Here is a 19,769-nt window from a genome sequence, read left to right on the forward strand (position 1 = left end):
TGTGCGGCGGGGGCGGACACCCCCGCCCCCCGCCCCCCGCCCGGCCGGGGGGCGCCGGCCCCCGCTGGGTGGGGCGGGCGGGGGGGGGGCGGGCGCCCCCCCCGGGGGGGGGGCGGGGGGGGGGCCCCCCCCCCCCCCCCGGCCCCCGCGGAACCGCGGTCAGTCCTTGTCGCGCTTGCGCGAGGAGGCGAGCAGCACCACCAGGCCCAGGCCGACCAGCGCGGCCGGGACGATCCGCTCCTTGCGCGGCTGCCCCTGCTCGTCCACGAACTGCGCCTTCACCTTCTCCACCAGGCCGTTCGCGGCCACGTACGCCCGCGCCGTCTTCTCCTCGACGGTGGCCATCGCCTTGGCCTTGACCTGCGCGGAGATGGTGGTCGGGTGGATCCGCACGGCCAGCTCGTCCAGGTTCGCCGCCAGCCGGTCGCGGGTGCGCTCGATGTCGGCCTCGATCTGCGCAGCCGTCCGCGCCGGCTTGTCCTGCGTGCTCGCCTCGCCCACTCGGGCCACCCCATTCACTTGCCGATGTAGTCCTGTCGTCCTGTGCGACCAACCCAGTTTGTCAGCTGCCGAGCACGGACGCGCGGCCCCACCCACCAACGGGGGTAAGTTTGCCGTGGTACGACCGCGTACGACCGCCCGTCCAGCCTCCAGGAGAGTACGACCGTGACTGAGCGCCTCCAGCCCGGCGACACCGCGCCCGCCTTCAGCCTGTCCGACGCCGACGGCAACCAGGTCTCGCTCGCCGACCACCTCGGCCGCAAGGTCATCGTCTACTTCTACCCGGCCGCGCTCACCCCCGGCTGCACCAAGCAGGCCTGCGACTTCACCGACAACCTGGAGGTCTTCGCGGGCGCCGGCTACGACGTCATCGGCATCTCCCCCGACCAGCCGGAGAAGCTCGGAAAGTTCCGCGAGAAGGAAGACCTCAAGGTCACCCTGCTCTCCGACCCCGAGCACCGGGTCCTGGAGGCCTACGCCGCCTACGGCGAGAAGCAGAACTACGGCCGCACCTACCAGGGCGTCATCCGCTCCACGATCATCGTCGACGAGCAGGGCAAGGTCGAGCGCGCGCTGTACAACGTCAAGGCCACCGGCCACGTCGCCAAGCTGCTGCGCGACCTCAAGGTCGAGGCCTGATCCCCCGGGATCCCTCCGTACGAAGCGGTGGCGGCCCACCCCCCGACCGGGTGGGCCGCCACCGCCGTTCCTCACCTCGGGTGACCTCCGGCGCCGTCGGCGTCAGCAGGCCCCGAGGTCGCTCCAGACGCCCCAGGCGCCGCTGGCCGCGGGGTCGTCGCCCTTGGTCCACCACTTGTTCTGGTAGTAGTGGCCCTTCCAGGACACCTTGGTCGGCGACGCGTAGGTGGTGCCCGCGTCCCAGCCCGGCGCGGCCGCGCAGGACCCCGAGGTCGGGGTCGCGGTCGGGCTCGGCGTGCCGGTCGGGGTCCCGGTGGGCGTACCCGTGGGGGTGCCCGTCGGAGTGCCGGTCGGCGTACCCGTGGGGGTACCGGTCGGCGTACCCGTCGGCGTCGGCGTGGGCGTCGGCGTACCGCCGTCCACCGTGCCCCGGGTCAGGTCCCCCTTGAGCCCGTACAGCGTGCCGCCCACATTGACCGTCCAGTTCGACGGCGTGGACACCGGCAGGTAGTAGACGAAGTCGATGTCCACCGAGGCGCCCGGCGCCAGCGACTGCCACCCCGGCAGCTTGACCGACACCCGGTTGTAGGTGCCCTTCAGGCCGCCCGTGTTGCCCGGACCCGGGTTGTCCTGCCGGATCACCTGCAGCCCGAACCCGGACTGGTCCTTGGCGTTGCCCGGGGCCGAGTTGGAGTAGTCGAACTGGAACTCGGTGCCGCCCGGCAGGGTCAGCGTCGAGTTGTTGACGATGTGCAGCTTCGGGTTGATCGGATAGTTCGAGTCGCCCAGCGCGAAGTTGGTGAACGACACGTCGACCGGCAGGGTCTGCTGCGGCAGCGGCACCGTCGAACGCGTCGCGCCGTACGGGCTCGCCGCCTTGAACCTGTCGTACATCAGCGAGGTCAGCGTCGAACCGGGGACGTACTCGCCCTTGCCGCCGTTGGCGGTGGCGTCCCACTTGTAGTCGCCCGCGAGCTCCCAGATCATCGCCCCGCCGGCACCCTGGTTGACGATGTAGTCCGCCTTGGCGCCCACCGACTGCTCGTCCTCGGTGGACAGGAACACCTTCTTGGCGTCGTTCCACAGCCACGGCGCCACCAGGGCGTCGCTGTAGTTGCGGGTGTAACTGCCCTGCAGCGCGGTGTCCGTCACCCCGTACTTGGCGAGGTAGTCGGGCAGCACGCCCTTCTCCAGGTTCTTGGCGTGCCACATCGGGTTCGACCCGGCCGGGGACTCCTTGCCCGCGGTGTCCTTGTCGTTCCAGATGTTGTCGATGCCGACCGCGCCGTCACCGCAGGAGGTCAGCCCGGACCCGGCCGGGCAGCTGGTCGCCGCGGCCGTGCCCCACAGGCCGTTGGTGCCGCCCTGCACGTTCTTGAAACCACGGGTGTAGTACGGCAGCCCGACGTTGATCCGGCCGGCCGGCATCGACCCGCGGAAGTAGTGGTACGACCAGTCGGCGTTCAGGTAGCCGATGCCGCCGTACTGCGCGGTGCCGTACACGTTGGCGGCCGCCAACTCGCCGTCCTTGCCGTCGTCGTAGAGCGAGGCGTTCGGGCCGACGTACTTGTTCCAGGCGCCGTGCAGGTCGTACGACATGATGTTGACGTAGTCCAGGTACTGGGCGACCTGGAAGGTCTCCATCCCCCGCAACAGGTAGCCGGAGGACGGCGCCGCGACCGACAGCAGGTAGTGCCGGCCGTCGGCGGCGCCCGCCTTGTCCAGGTTCTCCCGCAGGGTCTTCATCAGCGCCGCGTAGCCCTTGGCCAGCGAACCGCGCTTGCCGTTGGCCAGCTGCCAGTCCAGCGGGTTGCCCGCGTCCTTCATCGAGGTCGGGTACTCGTAGTCGATGTCGACGCCGTTGAAGCCGTACTTGCGGATGAAGTCCACCGAGGAGGCGGCGAAGGTGTCGATGCCCGCCTGGTTGACGCTGCCGTCCGGGTTGACCGTCATCGAGTAGAAGCCGCCGGAGTTCACCCGGCTGCCGCCGTCGTCGAAGTAGCCGCCGGTCTCGGTCCAACCACCCACCGAGATCAGGGTCTTGACGTTCGGATACTGCTTCTTGTACTTCGTCAGCAGGTTGAAATGACCCTTGTACGGCAGCGTCGGGTCCAGCTCCGCCCCCGGCACCCCGGGGAACGACATCCCGGTCGCCGCGTTGGTCGGACCGTCCGTCCCGACCGACAGCTTGTTGTCGCCGCCGACGTGCCCGAACGCGTAGTTGAGGTGGGTGACCTTGTCCCAGGGGATGTCGCTCACCAGGTACGGCTGATCGCCGTTCTTCCCGGTGCGCCAGCCGGTGAAGTACCCGATGATGCGCCGCTGGTGGTCCGCGCCCATCTTCTCGCGCCCGCCGGTGTCGTAGACCGAGCAGTACGGGACGTCCACCCCGGGGGTCTGGTACAGCCCGTCCGGCCGACAGGCCGCGTTGTCGACCGCCGCCGACGCCTGCGAGGGCGCCGCACCCAGCGTCGCCGTCAACAGCCCGGCCAACGCGGCCGCCGCCAACGACGCGACACCCGCCCGGGCCGCCGGACTCTTACCTCGGCGAGCGGCGGTGGGACGCCGCTCGGCCGTGCTTCGGATCAACACTCGGTCCTCCAGGAGAGAGTGTCGGCGCATGCCCGTGGGGGAGCACGCACGTGGGGGATTCACAATTGGCGCCGAAGCTATGTGGTCTGAACCACACAGGTCAATAGGTCTGTACCAATTGGTCATCACTCGGCAAACCCTGGCCAGCCCGTGACCAAAAACGGCCCCGGTCGTTCGCATACCGGGGAAGGGGCACGACAACTGCCCGAAGGAGACCGCCATGCCGGTCAAGTACACCCGCGACCTGCTCGCCGCCACGGCGGCGGCCGCGACCACGCTGGACGAGATGCTGATCGCGCTCGACCGCGAGCCGAACCCGTACAACCGGTCGTACCTGCGCCAGCGGATCAAGGCGTACGGCATCGACGCCTCGCACTTCCCCGAGCCCGGGACCTTTTACACGAAGGCGCTCCTGGAGGAGGCCGTTGCAGCCTCGCAGAGCGTGGCCGGAGTGCTCCGCCACCTCAATCGGCGCCAGGGCGGCGGCACGCAGGCCCTTGTCGGCCGCCGCATCAAGGACTTCGGAATCGACACCTCCCACTTCACCGGGGAAGCGCACAATCGCGGCAAGTCCTCGCCTCGGCGTCTGCCCCCGAGGGAGGTCCTCATCCAGCGCCCGGCGGAGGCCAATCGACTGCCCGGCTTCCGCATCCGCCGAGCCCTTGCGGAACTCGGTCGCCCGGAGGAGTGCCAGGGCTGCGGCACCGGCTCCGAATGGCGCGGACGACCGATGACCCTGGAGGTCGACCACATCAACGGCGACTGGTCGGACAACCGCCCGGACAACCTCCGACTGCTCTGCCCCAACTGCCACGCCACCACAGATACCTACTGCGGGCGGAACAAGAATCGGGCCACCAGTACGCATGACACCCGGTAGGCTAGCTCTGATGTGCGCCCGTACCCCAGCTGGCTAGAGGGGCATGCCTTAGGAGCATGTTGTCGTGGGTTCGAGTCCCACCGGGCGTACCGAGTGAAATGGCCCGCTTCCCTTCAAATCGAAGGGAAGCGGGCCATCCTCGTTGCTGCGACCCGTCAGCCGATGAGGTCCTTGACCACCGGCGCCAGAGCCCGGAACGCCTGGCCGCGGTGGCTGATGGCGTTCTTCTCGTCCGCCGTCATCTCCGCGCAGGTCCGGGTCTCCCCCAGCGGCTGGAGGATCGGGTCGTAGCCGAAGCCGCCGTCGCCCGCCGGGGCGGTCCGGAGCGTCCCCAGCAGCCGTCCCTCGACGACGCGTTCGGTGCCGTCCGGCAGGGCGAGGGCGGCGGCGCAGAAGAAGTGGGCGCCGCGGTGCGGGTCGGCGATGTCGGAGAGCTGGGCGAGCAGCAGGTCCAGGTTGGCGAGGTCGTCGCCGTGCTTGCCGGACCAGCGGGCGGAGAAGATGCCGGGCGCGCCGTTGAGGACGTCGACGCAGAGGCCGGAGTCGTCGGCGACCGCGGGCAGGCCGGTGGCGCGGGCCAGGGCGTGGGCCTTGAGCAGGGCGTTCTCGGCGAAGGTGACGCCGGTCTCGGGGACGTCCGGGATCTCGGGGTAGGCGTCGGCGCCGACGAGTTCGACGTCGAGACCGGCCTCGGTGAGGATGGCGCGCAGTTCGGCGACCTTGTGCCGGTTGCGGGTGGCGAGGATCAGACGGGTGGACATATCGCCCACCCTATCGAGCGCCCGGGGGTGTCAGCCGGTGCAGACCGAGGTGAGGTTGCCCGCCGCGTCGCCGAGCGGCTTGAGGTCGGGGGCCTGCTTCTTGTCGACGGCCTGCTGGACCAGGTCGGCCTGCTTCTGCAGGTCGGTCACGGCCTTGACCACGTCGGTGTTCTTGGAGTTCTTGCCGACCTGGTCGAGGTCGCCCTTGAGCTTCTGCAGCGCCTTCCCGGCGGCGGCCGAGTCGTTGCTGGAGTTGTCGTAGGCCTTGGTGAGGTCGGCGAGGTCGGCGGTGATCTTCACGGCGGTGTTGCCGCAGTCCATCGCCTTCTGGGCCGCGGAGCAACTCACCATGCTGAGCGGGAGGATCGCGATCAGTCCGGCCACGGCGAGGGCGGCGGGGCGGGCGATGCTCGACGGCATCCGGTCCTCCTGGTGGGCGGGGGTTCCATGGGGAGGGACGTGCGCCACCGGTTGCGTGGTTCCCGCAGCGGTGGTGCTGCGGGAACCGTACGGTCTGCGGGCCGGACGTGTACAGCGGTCCGCACACCCGTCCGACCGCGGAGGTGGCGTCAGCCTTCGAGCACCTTGCGCTGGATCTCGTCCAGTTCGGCGCAGCCGAGGGTGCCGAGGTCGAGCAGTCGGTCGAGCAGGGCGCGGTCGAAGGGGGCGCCTTCGGCGGTGCCCTGGACCTCGACGAAGCGGCCGTCGGAGGTGCAGACGATGTTCATGTCGGTCTCGGCGCGCACGTCCTCCTCGTACTGGAGGTCGAGCATCGGGACGCCGTCGATGATGCCGACGCTGACGGCGCTGACGCCGCCGGTGATCGGCTGGCCCTTGGCGCGGAGGAGCTTGCGCTCGCGGGCCCAGGAGACGGCGTCGACGAGGGCGACGTAGGCGCCGGTGATGGCGGCGGTGCGGGTGCCGCCGTCGGCCTGGAGGACGTCGCAGTCGAGGACGATGGTGTTCTCGGCGAGGGCGCGGTGGTCGATGACGGCGCGCAGGGAGCGGCCGATGAGGCGGCTGATCTCGTGGGTGCGGCCGCCGATGCGGCCCTTGACGGACTCGCGGTCGCCGCGGGTGTTGGTGGCGCGCGGGAGCATGGAGTACTCGGCGGTGACCCAGCCTTCGCCGCTGCCCTTGCGCCAGCGGGGGACGCCTTCGGTGACGCTGGCGGTGCACAGCACCTTGGTGTCGCCGTAGGAGACGAGGACGGAGCCTTCGGCGTGCTTGCTCCAGCCCCGCTCGATGGTGATGGGGCGGAGCTGGTCGGGGGTGCGGCCGTCGATGCGTGACATAGCCACTGAGCGTAGCCGCTCGGGGCGTGCCGTCCGGCTGCGGACGGACGGGGCGGACGGATGTGTGAGCGGACGGACGGACGGTCGCGGATGCACCTCGGCCCGCCGTCCCCCTGAGCGGGTCGGCGGGCCGTGGGTGGTCGAGCCTGGGTGGCTCAGCTCACATCATGTCTTCGATGTCGGCGGCGATCGGGTCGGCGTCGGTGCCGATGACGACCTGGATCGCGGTGCCCATCTTGACGACGCCGTGGGCGCCGGCGGCCTTGAGGGCGGCCTCGTCGACGAGGGAGGCGTCCTTGACCTCGGTGCGGAGGCGGGTGATGCAGCCTTCGACCTCTTCGATGTTGTCGATGCCGCCCAGACCGGCGACGATCTTCTCAGCCTTGCTGGCCATCTGGTTCTCTCCCTCTGTCTCGGCCCGCCGGCTGCTCTGCCGGGTGCCGTCCTGCGCTGTGCTGGGGTCCGCGGGTCGGTCCTCGTCCGTCGGGCGGTGAGGTCCGTGCCGGTGGCTGACGCGGGTTCAGCCGGGGTCGCGCTGCCGGGCAGCGCGACCAGCATGACCCGAGCCGGTCCGGTCTGCCACGTTAGTCCACTTTTGGCCCATTCCGGCGCGCAGGCTCCCGAGTGCCACCCGAGGATGACGATCAGCGGGGGCTCGCGTCCCGGCGTCCGGCCTGCGTCCCAAAGTGGTCTACACCAATATATGTGTACTCCGATGAACGCAGGAAGGACCCCGGGTGTTCCTGAGCCCCACCCGAGGGTCCCGCCGGGGCCCGCTGCTCGGCAACTGCTCTCGGAGGGCGAAGGATGAGTTCGGCAGGCGCCACGGCTCCGCGGACCGTGTGGTGGCACGGCTTCTACGGCGGTCTCCAGAAGATGGGCCGCTCGCTCCAGCTGCCGGTCGCGGTGCTCCCGGCCGCGGGCATCCTCAACCGACTCGGCCAGCCCGACGTGTTCGGCAAGGACGGCCTGGGCTGGACCGATGTGGCCAAGGTCTTCGCGGCGGCTGGCGGCGCGCTGCTCGACTCCTCGCTCGGCCTGCCGCTGCTGTTCTGCATCGGCGTGGCGATCGGCATGGCCAAGAAGGCGGACGGCTCGACGGCGCTGGCCGCCGTGGTCGGCTTCCTGGTGTACTACAAGGTCCTGCACGCCTTCCCGGAGAGCTGCAAGGCCGGCACCGTCCAGGTCCCCGACGCCTGGACCGCCCAGTGCGTGGACTACTCCTCGGCCAAGGCCGCGGCGGCGACGTACCAGAACCCGGGGGTGCTGGGCGGCATCCTGATCGGCCTGATGTCGGCCTGGCTCTGGGTCCGCTTCCACCGCGTCAAGCTGGTCGACTGGCTGGGCTTCTTCAACGGCCGCCGCCTGGTGCCGATGATCACCGCCGTGGTGGGCCTGGTCACCGCCTGCATCGCGCTGTGGGTCTGGCCGCCGATCGGCCGAGGCCTGAACGACTTCTCGCAGAACCTGGCCGATCTCGGCGCGGGCGGCGCCGGCATCTTCGGCCTGTTCAACCGGGCGCTGCTGCTGATCGGTATGCACCAACTGCTGAACACCTTCGTCTGGTTCCAGTTCGGCGAGTTCACGAAGCCGGACGGCAGCCTCGTGCACGGCGACATCCCGCGTTTCCTCGCGGGCGACCCGACGGCCGGCCAGTTCCAGTCCGGATTCTTCCCGATCATGATGTTCGCGCTGCCCGCCGCGGCCCTCGCGATCGCGCACGCGGCCAAGCCGCACCGCCGCAAGGAGATCTACGGCCTGATGCTCTCGGTCGGCCTGACCTCCTTCGTCACCGGCGTCACCGAGCCGCTGGAGTACTCCTTCGCCTACATCGCCCCGGCCCTGTACGGCCTGCACGCGCTGCTGACCGGCGCCTCGATGGCCGTCACCTGGGGGCTGGGGGTGCACGACGGCTTCAGCTTCTCGGCCGGCCTGATCGACTACGTGATCAACTGGGGACTCGCCACCAAACCCTGGCTGATCATCCCGATCGGCCTGGTCTTCGCCGCGGTGTACTACACGGTCTTCCGGTTCGTCATCGTCAAATTCGACCTGAAAACACCGGGCCGGGAGGACGAGAGCGAGATCGAGGACGTCACCAAAGCCTGAATCCGGTCGCCCCGGAACCGTCGCCGCAAAGGCCCTCGGACCCATCGGTCCGAGGGCCTTCGGCATTTCACCGTAGGACTTAATTCCCGGCCCGATAAACACCGGAAAGACAATTCGGCGGCGATCCGGTCGACCCGGCCGGCACTCCGGAAGGGCACCGGCCGACGGTGGGGGGATGCCTCCGGACCCGCCCGCACCCGCTCCGGTCACTCTCAGCAGCCGCCGCGCACTCCCCGGAGTGGGCGGATCGTCCGACCACGACCCCGGACCGGTCGTCGCCCTGTCGCCCCATGGCCTCCGCGCTTTTTGTTGCGCAAATAGCCAAAATCACAATCGCGACTGAAATCATGATCGTCGCTCCGGGTCCAGGTTTCGATTTCATAGCGCTTCCCGGCGACGGTGCTTTTCGGGGTTCCCCGGCTTCTCCACCCGTGCTACAAACTGGTCTACACCACACGTGGTGTAGACCAGTTCGCGGTTGGCCCCCCTGTGCCTTCTCCCCCGACCGACCGCCATGCCGTTAGGAACCCACCCCCATGAGTCAGTCTGCGCAGGCACCGGCGCCCGCCACGGCTCCGGCCTCGCCCAGCCCCGCCAAGCAGTTCGGTCAGAACGTCCTCCAGGGTCTGCAGAAGATCGGTCGCAGCCTCCAGCTGCCCATCGCGGTGCTCCCCGCCGCCGGCCTGCTGATGCGCCTCGGCCAGGACGACGTGTTCGGCAAGGACGGCCTCGGCTGGGACAAGGTCGCCTCGGTCTTCGCCACGGCCGGCAACGGTGTCTTCGACAACCTGCCGCTGCTGTTCGCGGTGGGCATCGCGATCGGCTTCGCCAAGAAGGCGGACGGCTCCACCGCCCTCGCCGCGCTGGTCGGCTTCCTGGTGTACAAGAACGTGCTCACCGCGTTCCCGATCACCGACGGCCACATCGCCGACGGCAAGTGGGTCCCCCCGACGTACCAGAACCCGGGCGTGCTCGGCGGCATCGTGATCGGCCTGCTGGCCGCGGTGCTGTGGCAGAAGTACCACCGCACCAAGCTGGTCGACTGGCTCGGCTTCTTCAACGGCCGTCGCCTGGTCCCGATCATCATGGCCTTCGTCGGCACCGCCGTCGGTGTGCTGTTCGCCCTGACCTGGGGCCCGATCGGCGACGCCATCAAGAGCCTGAACGACACCCTGATCGGTGCGGGCGCGCTCGGCGCCGGCGCCTTCGGCCTGGTCAACCGCGGCCTGCTGCCGGTCGGCATGCACCAGTTCGTGAACTCCTACGCCTGGTTCCAGACCGGTGACTTCACCAAGCCCGACGGCACCGTCGTGCACGGCGACCTGACCCGCTTCTTCGCCGGCGACCCGACCGCCGGACAGTTCATGGCGGGCTTCTACCCGATCATGATGTTCGCGCTGCCCGCCGCCGCGCTGGCCATCGCCCACGCCGCCAAGCCGCACCGCCGCAAGGCCGTCACCGGCATGATGGTCTCGCTCGCACTGACCTCCTTCGTCACCGGTGTCACCGAGCCGATCGAGTTCTCCTTCGTCTTCATCGCCCCGGTCCTGTACGTCATCCACGCGCTGCTCACCGCCGTCTCGATGACCGTCACCTGGGCGCTCGGCGTGCACGACGGCTTCACCTTCTCCGGCGGTCTGATCGACTACGCGCTCGCCTGGAGCAAGGCCACCGAGCCCTGGCTGATCATCCCGATCGGCCTGGTCTTCGCGGCGCTGTACTACTTCCTCTTCCGGTTCGCGATCACCAAGTTCAACCTCAAGACCCCCGGTCGCGAGGACGACGACGAGATCGAGGACGTGACCAAGGCCTGACGCCGGTCCCGTACTCCCCGAAGGCCCCGCCCCGCCGCTGCTCCCCCAGCGGCGGGGCGGGGCCTTCCGCGTACCCCGGCGACAACGGCGGTTGACGAACCGACGGAGGCCCTGGTCAACTGAACCGGTGAACGCCTCGTGCCCGCTGGTCACCCGCAGCCACATCGACTTCGGTCGCGTGTGGTCCGCGGCGTGTCGCGGCTGAGCTGACCGTTCCCCCGCCGCCGCCCGGCTGACGTCCCGCCCGGCACCGGCCTCCTCCCCTCCGCCCGCACGGGTCCCGCCCGTCCGCAGGCCGTCACCGCGCGACCGCGCACCCGCCCCCGCACCGACCGGGGCGCGGCGGCGCATCCGCACGAGGAAAGTCAGGCTCGCCATGCCCCGCCAGTTGCACCTCTCCGCCGCCATCGACGCCACGACCGATGCCACGACCGACGCCACGATCAGCCCCGCCATCGACCGCGCCGCCGACCCCGGCCGGTTCGACGCCGCCCACTACACCGGCCTCGCCCGCCTCGCCGAGCGGGCCACCCTGGACTTCGTCACCCTCGACGACTCCTTCACCGCCGAACCCCGCCGCCCCGACGCGCTCGCCACCCTGGCCCGGATCGCCCCGCTGACCTCGCGGATCGGCCTGGTGCCCACCGTCACCACCACCCACACCGAGCCCTTCCACACCTCGATCTCGCTCAACACCCTGGACTGGGTGAGCGAGGGCCGGGCCGGCTGGCTGGTCGGCGTCTCCGACACCGAGGCCGAGGCCCGGGCCTTCGGCCGCCGCGCGGTCGCCCCCGCGGACGAGCTCTGGGCCGAGGCGGCCGACGCCGCCGAGGTCGCCGCCCGGCTCTGGGACAGCTGGGAGGACGACGCGGAGATCCGCGACACCGCGACCGGCCGCTTCGTCGACCGCGACAAGCTGCACTACGTCGACTTCGAGGGCCGGCACTTCTCGGTCCGCGGGCCGTCCATCACCCCGCGCCCGCCGCAGGGCCGCCCGGTGGTCGTGGTCCCGGTGGCCGCCGCCGACCTGGCCCGGGACGCCCCGGCCGACGGCCGGGCCCGCGTCGACACCGCGATCCGGTACGCCGACGTCGTGCTGCTGGACGCCCCGGACCGGGCCGCGCGGCTGACCGCCGCCACCGAACTGCGGCTGCGCTCCGGCGAACAGCTGCGCATCCTCGCCCGGCTGGACATCGCCCTGCCCGACCGGGCCGCCGAAGAGCGGCTGCTCGCCGAACTCAGCGCCACCGGCACCGGCGTGGACGGCTTCCACCTCGTCCCCGCCGCAGCCGAGCGCGACCTCGCCGCCCTCGCCGCGCGCATCGCCCCGGCCCTGCGCGCCACCGGGCTGCTGCGCAGCGGCTACCCCGGCCGCACCCTGCGCGACCACCTCGGTCTGGCCCGCCCGGCGAGCCGCTACGCCGCCGCACCCGTCGACTCCCCTGCCGAGTCCCCTGCCGAATCCCCCGCCCGCGCCGCCCTCGCCGAGGTGACCCGATGACGGACCGTCCGCTCAAGCAGATCCACCTCGCCGCCCACTTCCCCGGCGTCAACAACACCACGGTGTGGAGCGATCCGGCCTCCGGCAGCCACATCGAGTTCCAGTCCTTCCGCCACCTCGCGCAGACCGCCGAGCGCGGCCGGTTCGACTTCTTCTTCCTCGCCGAGGGCCTGCGGCTGCGCGAGACCAACGGCCGCATCCACGACCTGGACGTGGTCGGCCGCCCCGAGTCGATCACCGTGCTGAACGCGCTGGCCGCCGTCACCGAACGGATCGGCCTGGCCGCCACGGTGAACGCCACCTTCAACGAACCGTACGAACTCGCCCGCCGCTTCGCCTCCCTGGACCACCTCTCCGGCGGCCGGGCGGCCTGGAACGTGGTCACCTCCTCGGACGCCTTCACCGGGGAGAACTTCCGCCGCGGCGGCTACCTCGACCGTGCCGACCGATACACCCGGGCCGCCGAATCGGTCCAACTGGCAAGGGAGTTCTGGGATTCGGGCGAGCAGACCGTCCGCCACCGCGGTCCCCAGTTCGAGGTCGAGGGCCGGCTCTCGCTGCCCCGCCCGCCGCAGGGCCACCCGGTGGTCATCCAGGCCGGCGACTCCGACCAGGGCCGGGAGTTCGCCGCCGCCACCGCCGACATCGTCTTCAGCCGGCACTCCCACTTCGAGGACGGCCGGGCCTTCCACGCCGACGTCAAGCGCCGACTGGCCGCGTACGGGCGCAAACCCGACGAGCTGAAGATCATGCCGGCCGCCACCTTCGTCCTCGGCGACACCGACGCCGACGCGGCCGAGCGCGCCGCCGAGGTCCGCCGGGCCCAGGTCGGCCCGCAGACCGCGATCAACCACCTGGAACAGGTCTGGGGCATCGACCTGTCCGACCACGACCCGGACGGCCCGCTGCCGACCGTCGACCCCGATCCGGACAGCGCCCTGGTCCAGGGCCGGGTCCGGATCGCGGACCCGGTGGGCGTCGCCGCCCGCTGGCGGGCCCTCGCCGCCGAAAAGGGGCTGAGCAGCCGCGAGCTGGTCATCGAGGTCACCGGCCGGCAGTCCTTCATCGGCTCCCCCGCCACCGTCGCCCGGGAGATCGACCGCTTCGTGCAGCACGACGCGGCCGACGGCTTCATCCTGGTCCCCCACCTCACGCCGGGCGGCCTGGACGAGTTCGTCGACCGGGTGGTCCCGCTGCTCCAGGAGCGCGGCGTCTTCCGCACCGACTACACCGGCCCGACCCTGCGCGACCACCTCGGCCTGCCGGTGCCCGGACGGCGGTAGGTGCCCCCTCCCGGGCGGCGGCTCAGAGCTCGTACACCGCGCCCGGCCGGGCCAGCTCGACCGGGCCGGGGTACGCGGCGGCGGCGTCGCGGCGGTTGTGCTCGGCGTCGGTCCACGGCGGGATGTGGGTGAGCACCAGTCGGCGCGCCCCCGCGGCGGCCGCGTGCTCGCCCGCCTCCCGGCCGTTGAGGTGGACGGCCTGGAAGGTGTCGCGGCCGTCCAGGTAGGCGGCCTCGCAGAGGAACAGGTCGGTGTCGCGGGCGAGTTCCACCAGTTCGGGGCACTCGCCGGTGTCGCCGGAGTAGACCAGCGAGCGGCCGGCGTGCTCCAGCCGGAAGGCGAAGGCGTCGACGGGGTGGTTAACCTGGGCGACGGTGATCCGGAACGGGCCGAGCCCGAAACTGCCCGGGGTGAGCGTGCGGAACTCGAACACCTCCTTCATTCCGGGGTTCTCCGGCATGTCGTACGCCCGGGCGAGCCGCGCCGCGGTGCCGGTCGGCCCGTACACCGGGAGGAGTTCGGGGCAGCCCTCGGCCCGGTAGTTGCGGGCGACCCAGTAGGCGCACAGGTCGACGCAGTGGTCCGCGTGCAGGTGGCTGAGCAGGACGGCGTCGACGTCGTAGAGGCCGGTGTGCTGCTGCAGCGCGCCGAGCGCGCCGTTGCCGAGGTCCAGCACCACGCGGAAGCCGTCGGCCTCGACCAGATAGCTGGAGCAGGCGGAGTCGGCGGACGGGAAGCTCCCCGAGCACCCCACCACGGTCAGTTTCATCCGAGCCCCTCCGCCCCGACACGTCCTGGCTGCTGTTGGGCCGCTCCCCGTGTCGGTGGAGCGGCACGGGGAACAGCGTGAAAACGGCATGGAAAACGGCAGGCCGGGCCGGTGGTCCGGCCGGTAGCACTGCGTTGGTGTGTCGAGGGTAAGGGCGGACCGGCACTTTGCCCCCGTCCCCGTGCCGGGCTGTGGCTGGAATCACCCAGACCGCGGGGGCGGGGGCGGTGCCGTGGGTTCAGCGGTGCCGGGGCCGGTTGCGGACCCAGTCGCGGATGGTCCCGGGGTACCAGCGGGGGTGTCCGCTGCCGTCGACCACGTCCGGTTCGGGCAGCAGTCCGTGCCGCCGGTAGTTGCGGACGGTCTCGGGCTGGACGTTGATGTGCCGGGCGATCTCGGCGTACGACCAGAGTTCGTGCCTGTTCACGAAAGCACCTCCGGGGGGACGGGGGCGGACGTTCGTGAAGCAGCCTTTCCGGGCGGCACCGGGGCGAGGGTGACGGAACGGGCGTCGTGGCGGTTCCGTGACGAACCGGGAGCAACCTACGGACAAATGGCCGACCGTCACGGCGGCCACGGTGGTGGCGTTCACCGCCGGCCCGGTACGGTTCGCCGCATGACTGGCATCTGGGTTGTCCTCCTGGTCACGGGCGTCGCCGTGCTGGCCGCCGTCGCGGGCGCGCTGGTGCGGCGCACCCGCCCGGCGCCGCGCCCGACGGGTCCGACCGGCCCCGCCGGCCCGCGCTCGCGCCCGAGCCGCGGGGCCCGCCCGGAGCCGCAGGAGATCTGGTGGGCCGAGGTCCCGTTCGAGGACGGCCCGGGCGCCAAGGACCGTCCCTGCCTGGTGCTGCGGGTGCACGGCCGGACCGCCACCGTCGCGAAGATCACCAGCAAGCACCACGCCGAGCGCCCGGGCGTGCTGGCGCTGCCGCCCGGCTCGGTCGGCGACCGGCAGGGCCGGGCCAGCTGGCTGGAGACCGACGAGCTGCGCGAGGTGCCGCTGTCCGCCTTCCGCCGCCGGGCCGGCACGCTGGACCGCCAGGTCTGGACCCGGGCCCAGCAGGTCCTGGGCTAGCGGGCCGGTCGAGACTCAGGCCCAGAGCTGGCCCTGCAGCGCCTCGACCGCCGCCTCGGTGGTCTCGGCGGTGTAGATGCCGGTGGAGAGGTACTTCCAGCCGCCGTCCGCGACCACGAAGACGATGTCGGCGCGCTCCCCGGCGGCCGCCGCCTTGCGGCCGACGCCGATCGCGGCGTGCAGGATGGCGCCGGTGGACACGCCCGCGAAGAGGCCCTCCTGCTGGAGGAGTTCGCGGGTGCGGCGGACGGCGTCCGCGGAGCCGACCGAGAAGCGGGTGGTCAGCACCTCGGCGTCGTACAGCTCGGGCACGAAGCCCTCGTCGAGGTTGCGCAGCCCGTAGACCAGGTCGTCGTAGCGCGGCTCGGCGGCGACGATCCGCACGCCGGGGACCTTCTCGCGCAGGTAGCGGCCGACGCCCATCAGGGTGCCGGTGGTGCCGAGGCCGGCCACGAAGTGGGTGACGGTCGGCAGGTCGGCGAGGATCTCGGGGCCGGTGGTGGCGTAGTGGGCGCCCGCGTTGTCCGGGTTGCCGTACTGGTAGAGCATCACCCAGTCGGGGTGCTCGGCGGCGATCTCCTTGGCCATCCGGACGGCGGTGTTGGAGCCGCCGGCGGCCGGGGAGGGGATGATCTCGGCGCCCCACATCCGGAGTAGTTCGCGCCGTTCCTCGCTGGTGTTCTCGGGCATCACGCAGACCATCCGGTAGCCCTTGAGCTTGGCGGCCATGGCGAGCGAGATGCCGGTGTTGCCGCTGGTGGGCTCCAGGATCGTGCAGCCGGGGGTGAGCCGGCCGTCGGCCTCGGCGCGCTCGATCATGTGCAGCGCCGGGCGGTCCTTGATCGAGCCGGTGGGGTTGCGGTCCTCCAGCTTGGCCCAGAGGGTCACCAGGCTGCGGTCGTTGCCGGGGACGGCGGCGGACAGCCGCGGCAGGCGGACCAGCGGGGTGTTGCCGACGGCTTCGAGCGGACTGTCGTATCGCAAGGGAGGCCTCCGGCCACGGCGGTGAGGGTGAGGAGGGCGGCTCCCCCGCCGCCGGGCGGGGGGGCCGGGAGCTGATCGGCCGGACCGGGCCTAGCGGGCGCCGCCGGCCACGGCGGGCAGGATGGTGACGCTGTCGCCGTCGGCGAGGGCGGTGGAGATGCCCTCCAGGAAGCGGACGTCCTCGTCGTTCAGGTAGACGTTGACGAAGCGGCGCAGCTCGCCGCCGTCGACCAGGCGGGCGGCGATGCCGGGGTGGCGGGCGTCGAGGTCGGTGAAGAGTTCCCCGAGGTTGCTGCCGTTGCCCTCGACGGCCTTGGCGCCGTCGGTGTAGGTGCGGAGGATGGTCGGGATGCGGACCTCGATGGCCATGGGTGCGCTCCTGTGTGCGTCGTGGAGGTGGGTGGGCCGCAGCGGGCGCGGCGGGGCGGAGGGTGCCCGGGGCTCGACGCCGCCGGTTCGGCGGTGGGGCCCGGGTGGGGCGGGGCGGCTCTCAGCGCGAGCGCGCGGGCGTGCCGGGACAGATCGCGCCGGCGTGCCGGCACAGGTCGATGTGCAGGCGCGCCACGAGGCGGGTGCCCGGGGCCTGGTTGCTCACATCGACGGAACGCATGGGCTCATCGTATAGATTCCCGGGCCCGCTCGGACATGCCCGTCCCAGGATCCGGATGTTGTTGTTTCTGATGCTGAGACGGCGGGGGCCCGCCGGCCGCGCGCGGCGGGTCGGCGGGCCCGGTCCGGGTGGGTGCGGGTCAGGCCGGGTGGGCCTCGACGACCTGGACGTCTTCCTCTGTGATCTCGCCGTCCACGATGCGGAACGAGCGGAACTGGTAGGGGTCGTCCGGGCCGTTGCCGTCGGCGGTGGAGACCAGGACGTAGTGGGCGAACGGCTCGGAGGCGTAGCTCACGTCGGTGCGCGAGGGGTAGGCCTCGGTGGCGGTGTGCGAGTGGTAGACGATCACCGGTTCCTCGTCCAGGTCGTCCATCTCGCGGTAGAGCTTGAGCAGGTCGCCCGAGTCGAACTCGTAGAAGGTGGGCGAGCGGGCGGCGTTGAGCATCGGGATGAACCGCTCGGGCCGGCCGCTGCCGGCCGGTCCGGCGACCACGCCGCAGGCCTCGTCCGGGTGGTCGGCGCGGGCGTGGGCCACGATCCGGTCGCGGATTTCTCGGGTGATGGTCAGCATGCCGGTCAGGATGCCACGCCCCGGCGGCTGTCCGCCGGGGCGTCCGAGGCCCGGTCGCCGGGTGTCCGCCACCCGGTCGCCCGGTCTCCCGGAGCGGTCGGGGTCAGCCGTCCTTGCGGGCGTGCAGGTGGTCGTGGGCGGTGCCGTGGGCGGCCTGGGGGTTGCGGCGCTTGAGCACCTGGTAGCCGATCACCAGCAGCAGCGCCCAGAAGGGGAAGACGTACAGCGAGATCCGGTTGTCCTTGTCGAGCGCGATCAGCACCACGACCAGGACGAGGAAGGCGAGGGCGGCCCAGCTGACCCAGGCGCCGCCGGGCGCCTTGAAGGTGGGCGGCGGCAGGTGGCCGGCCCGCCAGGCCTTGCGGTAGCGGATCTGGGAGATCAGGATCATCGCCCAGGTCCACAGGCCGCAGACCGTGGCGACCGAGGTGATGTACTCGAACGCCCGCGCCGGGACGAGGTAGTTGAGCACCACGCCGGCGCCCATCAGCAGGCAGGAGAGGGTGATCGCGACGGCGGGGGTGCGGCGGCGGTTGAGCGTGGTGAGCCGGCCGGGGGCCTGGCCGCGCAGGGCGAGGTCGCGCAGCATGCGGCCGGTGGAGTACATCCCGGAGTTGCAGGAGGAGAGCGCGGCGGTGAGCACCACGAAGTTGATGATGCCGGCCGCGGCCGGGATGCCGATCTTGCCGAAGGCGGCGACGAACGGGCTGACGCCGGGCTGGAACTCCCGCCAGGGCACCAGCGCGAGGATGATCGTCAGGGCGCCGATGTAGAACAGCGCGATGCGCCAGGGCAGGGTGTTGATGGCGCGCGGCAGGGTCTTCTCGGGGTTCTCGCTCTCGCCCGCGGTGACGCCGACGAGTTCGACGCCGAGGTAGGCGAACATGACGATCTGCAGGGTCATCACGGTGGCGCCGATGCCCTTGGGGAAGAAGCCGCCGTCCGACCACAGGTGGGTGATCGACGCGGTGTCACCGGCCTTGCTGAAGCCGAGGGTGAGCACGCCGATGCCGATCAGGATCATGCCGATGATGGCGGTGACCTTGACCATGGAGAACCAGAACTCGATCTCGCCGAACAGCTTCACCGAGATCAGGTTGGCCGCGTAGAGGATGACCAGGAAGGTCAGCGCGCTGGCCCACTGCGGGATGTCGGGTGCCCAGAACTTGACGTAGACGGCGGCGGCGGTGGTCTCGGCCATGCCGGTGACGACCCAGAACAGCCAGTAGGTCCAGCCGGTGACGTAGCCGGCGAAGGGGCCGAGGAACTCCCGGGCGTACTCGGCGAAGCTGCCGGAGACCGGGCGGTAGGTGAGGAGCTCGCCGAGGGCGCGCATGATCCCGAAGATGACCAGGCCGGCCACCGCGTAGGAGAGGATGAGGCTGGGCCCGGACTTGGAGATCGCGGTGCCGGCGCCGAGGAACAGGCCGGTGCCGATGGCGCCGCCGATGGCGATCATCTGGATCTGGCGGCTGCCGAGCCCGCGCTCGTAGCCCTCCTCGTCCGGTTTCGGGTCGACCACCTCGTCGAAGGTCTGCTCGGCCATGGTCACCGTCCTGGTGGGTCTCGTTTGTGGGGAGAAGTCGTACCACGCACGATCCGGATACCGGTGTTCATCTGAGCGATATTTGAGCATGACCTGCTACGTTTTGCCCGATTTATGCGAAAATGCCCCGACTGATCGTCCACATGCTGGACGAAACGGCCGAGGCTTGCCCGAAAGCGGGCAGGATCGCCGGACAGAGCGGAACGATCGGCTCCGCCACCGGTCCGCGGTCAGTCGGTGATCGCCTCCAGCAGCGACTCCTGGAGCGCCCCCAGCCACAGGTAGGCCATCACCAGCGGCTTGCGCTCGTCGCCGTCCGGCAGCTCGTACAGGCCCTGCTCGTCCTCCTCGGCGACCTCCAGCCGCACCCCGAGGGTCAGCCGCAGGTCGTTGAGCGCGCCCAGCCAGCGCGGGCAGTCGGCGGCGGGCAGCTTGAGCACCCCGCCGGCACCGCCGAGGCCGTCCAGCGAGCGGACCACCTGCAGCGCGTCGTCCCGCTTGCGGGCCCGCAGGTCGAGCTCCGTGTAGCGGCGGAACTCGGCCGAGGCGGCCCGCACCTCGTCGTCGGCCGGCGTGGCCGGATCGCCGTAGGCGTCGGGGAAGAGCCGGGCCAGCGCCGGGTCGGCGGGCGCCTCGGTCGGGCCCTCGGCGAACAGCGCCGCCAGCGGGTCGTCCCCGTGCCCGCCCGGGCCGGGGCCGATCAGCTCCAGCATCTGCACCTCCAGCGAGCGCAGGATGGAGGCCTCGACCTCGTCCAGCGCGATCGCCGCGCCGCCATCGCCGGTGCTCTCGAACAACCCAGCCATCTGTATCGGTCAGCCCGTCTTCGTCGTCTTCGG

Annotated in this window: 20 protein-coding genes, 1 tRNA gene and 1 pseudogene; 8 read left to right on the forward strand and 14 right to left on the reverse strand. The window is 71.3% G+C overall.

The window, feature by feature from the left end; translation table 11 throughout:
• Positions 1-159 precede the first annotated feature (159 nt).
• Positions 160-501, reverse strand: a complete 342-nt coding sequence (locus ABTZ03_RS22585) for a DUF3618 domain-containing protein (protein ID WP_350514847.1) — start codon at positions 499-501, stop codon at positions 160-162.
• 165 nt (positions 502-666) lie between these two features.
• Here ABTZ03_RS22585 and bcp point away from each other — a divergent pair, with 165 nt between their 5' ends.
• On the forward strand, positions 667-1,140 hold the full coding sequence (gene bcp / locus ABTZ03_RS22590) for a thioredoxin-dependent thiol peroxidase (protein WP_350514848.1): 474 nt from the start codon (positions 667-669) through the stop codon (positions 1,138-1,140).
• 102 nt (positions 1,141-1,242) lie between these two features.
• On the opposite strand, the gene ABTZ03_RS22595 is transcribed toward bcp, so the two are convergent.
• Positions 1,243-3,726 (reverse strand): chitinase C-terminal domain-containing protein, encoded by a 2,484-nt coding sequence (locus ABTZ03_RS22595; RefSeq protein WP_502894557.1) that lies wholly within the window; start codon positions 3,724-3,726, stop codon positions 1,243-1,245.
• A gap of 226 nt (positions 3,727-3,952) precedes the next feature.
• On the opposite strand from ABTZ03_RS22595, the gene ABTZ03_RS22600 reads away from it, so the two are divergent.
• Entirely contained in the window at positions 3,953-4,612 is a 660-nt protein-coding gene (locus ABTZ03_RS22600) for an HNH endonuclease signature motif containing protein (protein WP_350514850.1), read from the forward strand.
• A gap of 14 nt (positions 4,613-4,626) precedes the next feature.
• Positions 4,627-4,701, forward strand: a tRNA-Leu gene (locus tag ABTZ03_RS22605).
• A gap of 66 nt (positions 4,702-4,767) precedes the next feature.
• On the opposite strand, the gene rdgB is transcribed toward ABTZ03_RS22605, so the two are convergent.
• The 4 genes and pseudogenes from rdgB to ABTZ03_RS22625 all read right to left on the reverse strand — a co-directional run.
• On the reverse strand, positions 4,768-5,373 hold the full coding sequence (gene rdgB / locus ABTZ03_RS22610) for an RdgB/HAM1 family non-canonical purine NTP pyrophosphatase (protein ID WP_350514851.1): 606 nt from the start codon (positions 5,371-5,373) through the stop codon (positions 4,768-4,770).
• 30 nt (positions 5,374-5,403) lie between these two features.
• On the reverse strand, positions 5,404-5,793 hold the full coding sequence (locus tag ABTZ03_RS22615) for a hypothetical protein (protein WP_350514852.1): 390 nt from the start codon (positions 5,791-5,793) through the stop codon (positions 5,404-5,406).
• Between the two features lie 149 nt (positions 5,794-5,942).
• A complete protein-coding gene (gene rph / locus ABTZ03_RS22620) occupies positions 5,943-6,668 on the reverse strand; it encodes a ribonuclease PH (protein ID WP_350514853.1) in 726 nt (241 codons plus the stop codon).
• Between the two features lie 160 nt (positions 6,669-6,828).
• Positions 6,829-7,089 (reverse strand): annotated as a pseudogene (locus tag ABTZ03_RS22625) (PTS sugar transporter subunit IIB); the annotation flags it as partial.
• A 386-nt stretch (positions 7,090-7,475) separates the two neighbouring features.
• Here ABTZ03_RS22625 and ABTZ03_RS22630 point away from each other — a divergent pair.
• The 4 genes from ABTZ03_RS22630 (at position 7,476) to ABTZ03_RS22645 (ending at position 13,375) form a co-directional block, all read left to right on the forward strand.
• Complete coding sequence (locus tag ABTZ03_RS22630; protein WP_350514854.1) at positions 7,476-8,777, forward strand: PTS transporter subunit EIIC; 1,302 nt, start codon at positions 7,476-7,478, stop codon at positions 8,775-8,777.
• 536 nt (positions 8,778-9,313) lie between these two features.
• The gene (locus ABTZ03_RS22635) at positions 9,314-10,591 is read left to right on the forward strand and encodes a PTS transporter subunit EIIC (protein WP_350514855.1); all 1,278 of its coding nucleotides are present in this window, start codon (positions 9,314-9,316) and stop codon (positions 10,589-10,591) included.
• 376 nt (positions 10,592-10,967) lie between these two features.
• On the forward strand, positions 10,968-12,092 hold the full coding sequence (locus tag ABTZ03_RS22640) for an LLM class flavin-dependent oxidoreductase (RefSeq protein WP_350514856.1): 1,125 nt from the start codon (positions 10,968-10,970) through the stop codon (positions 12,090-12,092).
• Entirely contained in the window at positions 12,089-13,375 is a 1,287-nt protein-coding gene (locus tag ABTZ03_RS22645) for an LLM class flavin-dependent oxidoreductase (protein WP_350514857.1), read from the forward strand. Before ABTZ03_RS22640 ends, ABTZ03_RS22645 begins: the two co-directional genes overlap by 4 nt.
• 22 nt (positions 13,376-13,397) lie before the next feature.
• Here ABTZ03_RS22645 and ABTZ03_RS22650 read toward each other — a convergent pair whose 3' ends face one another.
• Both ABTZ03_RS22650 and ABTZ03_RS22655 read right to left on the reverse strand, forming a co-directional pair.
• Positions 13,398-14,144 carry an MBL fold metallo-hydrolase gene (locus ABTZ03_RS22650; protein WP_350514858.1) on the reverse strand — a complete coding sequence of 249 codons (747 nt, stop codon included), beginning with the start codon at positions 14,142-14,144 and terminating at the stop codon, positions 13,398-13,400.
• Between the two features lie 238 nt (positions 14,145-14,382).
• Positions 14,383-14,571 carry a MerR family transcriptional regulator gene (locus tag ABTZ03_RS22655; RefSeq protein WP_350514859.1) on the reverse strand — a complete coding sequence of 63 codons (189 nt, stop codon included), beginning with the start codon at positions 14,569-14,571 and terminating at the stop codon, positions 14,383-14,385.
• Positions 14,572-14,760: 189 nt separating this feature from the next.
• On the opposite strand from ABTZ03_RS22655, the gene ABTZ03_RS22660 reads away from it, so the two are divergent.
• Positions 14,761-15,219: a type II toxin-antitoxin system PemK/MazF family toxin gene (locus tag ABTZ03_RS22660; protein WP_350514860.1), complete on the forward strand. Its 459-nt coding sequence runs from the start codon at positions 14,761-14,763 to the stop codon at positions 15,217-15,219.
• Positions 15,220-15,234: 15 nt separating this feature from the next.
• Here the strand turns inward: ABTZ03_RS22660 and ABTZ03_RS22665 are convergent, their stop codons facing one another.
• The 6 genes from ABTZ03_RS22665 to ABTZ03_RS22690 form a co-directional block, all read right to left on the reverse strand.
• Positions 15,235-16,203 (reverse strand): PLP-dependent cysteine synthase family protein, encoded by a 969-nt coding sequence (locus ABTZ03_RS22665; RefSeq protein WP_350514861.1) that lies wholly within the window; start codon positions 16,201-16,203, stop codon positions 15,235-15,237.
• 90 nt (positions 16,204-16,293) lie between these two features.
• On the reverse strand, positions 16,294-16,572 hold the full coding sequence (locus tag ABTZ03_RS22670; RefSeq protein WP_350514862.1) for a MoaD/ThiS family protein: 279 nt from the start codon (positions 16,570-16,572) through the stop codon (positions 16,294-16,296).
• 121 nt (positions 16,573-16,693) lie between these two features.
• Complete coding sequence (locus tag ABTZ03_RS22675) at positions 16,694-16,813, reverse strand: putative leader peptide (RefSeq protein ID WP_317621128.1); 120 nt, start codon at positions 16,811-16,813, stop codon at positions 16,694-16,696.
• A 139-nt stretch (positions 16,814-16,952) separates the two neighbouring features.
• On the reverse strand, positions 16,953-17,384 hold the full coding sequence (locus tag ABTZ03_RS22680; protein ID WP_350514863.1) for a M67 family metallopeptidase: 432 nt from the start codon (positions 17,382-17,384) through the stop codon (positions 16,953-16,955).
• 103 nt (positions 17,385-17,487) lie between these two features.
• Positions 17,488-18,930, reverse strand: a complete 1,443-nt coding sequence (locus ABTZ03_RS22685; protein WP_350514864.1) for an amino acid permease — start codon at positions 18,928-18,930, stop codon at positions 17,488-17,490.
• Positions 18,931-19,160: 230 nt separating this feature from the next.
• Positions 19,161-19,736 carry a DUF2017 domain-containing protein gene (locus ABTZ03_RS22690; protein ID WP_350514865.1) on the reverse strand — a complete coding sequence of 192 codons (576 nt, stop codon included), beginning with the start codon at positions 19,734-19,736 and terminating at the stop codon, positions 19,161-19,163.
• Between the last annotated feature and the right edge of the window lie 33 nt (positions 19,737-19,769).

It is taken from the genome of Kitasatospora sp. NPDC096077 (assembly GCF_040303245.1).
Lineage (GTDB): Bacteria > Actinomycetota > Actinomycetes > Streptomycetales > Streptomycetaceae > Kitasatospora.

Bases quoted from the DNA above. Each gene is read 5' to 3' on its own strand.
- ABTZ03_RS22635 (WP_350514855.1), top strand. From the start codon at position 9,314: ATGAGTCAGTCTGCGCAGGCACCGGCGCCCGCCACGGCTCCGGCCTCG.
- ABTZ03_RS22600 (WP_350514850.1), top strand. From the start codon at position 3,953: ATGCCGGTCAAGTACACCCGCGACCTGCTCGCCGCCACGGCGGCGGCC.
- ABTZ03_RS22685 (WP_350514864.1), bottom strand. From the start codon at position 18,930: ATGGCCGAGCAGACCTTCGACGAGGTGGTCGACCCGAAACCGGACGAG.
- ABTZ03_RS22615 (WP_350514852.1), bottom strand. From the start codon at position 5,793: ATGCCGTCGAGCATCGCCCGCCCCGCCGCCCTCGCCGTGGCCGGACTG.
- ABTZ03_RS22645 (WP_350514857.1), top strand. From the start codon at position 12,089: ATGACGGACCGTCCGCTCAAGCAGATCCACCTCGCCGCCCACTTCCCC.
- rph (WP_350514853.1), bottom strand. From the start codon at position 6,668: ATGTCACGCATCGACGGCCGCACCCCCGACCAGCTCCGCCCCATCACC.
- ABTZ03_RS22670 (WP_350514862.1), bottom strand. From the start codon at position 16,572: ATGGCCATCGAGGTCCGCATCCCGACCATCCTCCGCACCTACACCGAC.
- ABTZ03_RS22640 (WP_350514856.1), top strand. From the start codon at position 10,968: ATGCCCCGCCAGTTGCACCTCTCCGCCGCCATCGACGCCACGACCGAT.
- ABTZ03_RS22680 (WP_350514863.1), bottom strand. From the start codon at position 17,384: ATGCTGACCATCACCCGAGAAATCCGCGACCGGATCGTGGCCCACGCC.
- ABTZ03_RS22660 (WP_350514860.1), top strand. From the start codon at position 14,761: ATGACTGGCATCTGGGTTGTCCTCCTGGTCACGGGCGTCGCCGTGCTG.
- ABTZ03_RS22675 (WP_317621128.1), bottom strand. From the start codon at position 16,813: ATGCGTTCCGTCGATGTGAGCAACCAGGCCCCGGGCACCCGCCTCGTG.
- ABTZ03_RS22650 (WP_350514858.1), bottom strand. From the start codon at position 14,144: ATGAAACTGACCGTGGTGGGGTGCTCGGGGAGCTTCCCGTCCGCCGAC.
- rdgB (WP_350514851.1), bottom strand. From the start codon at position 5,373: ATGTCCACCCGTCTGATCCTCGCCACCCGCAACCGGCACAAGGTCGCC.
- ABTZ03_RS22630 (WP_350514854.1), top strand. From the start codon at position 7,476: ATGAGTTCGGCAGGCGCCACGGCTCCGCGGACCGTGTGGTGGCACGGC.
- ABTZ03_RS22690 (WP_350514865.1), bottom strand. From the start codon at position 19,736: ATGGCTGGGTTGTTCGAGAGCACCGGCGATGGCGGCGCGGCGATCGCG.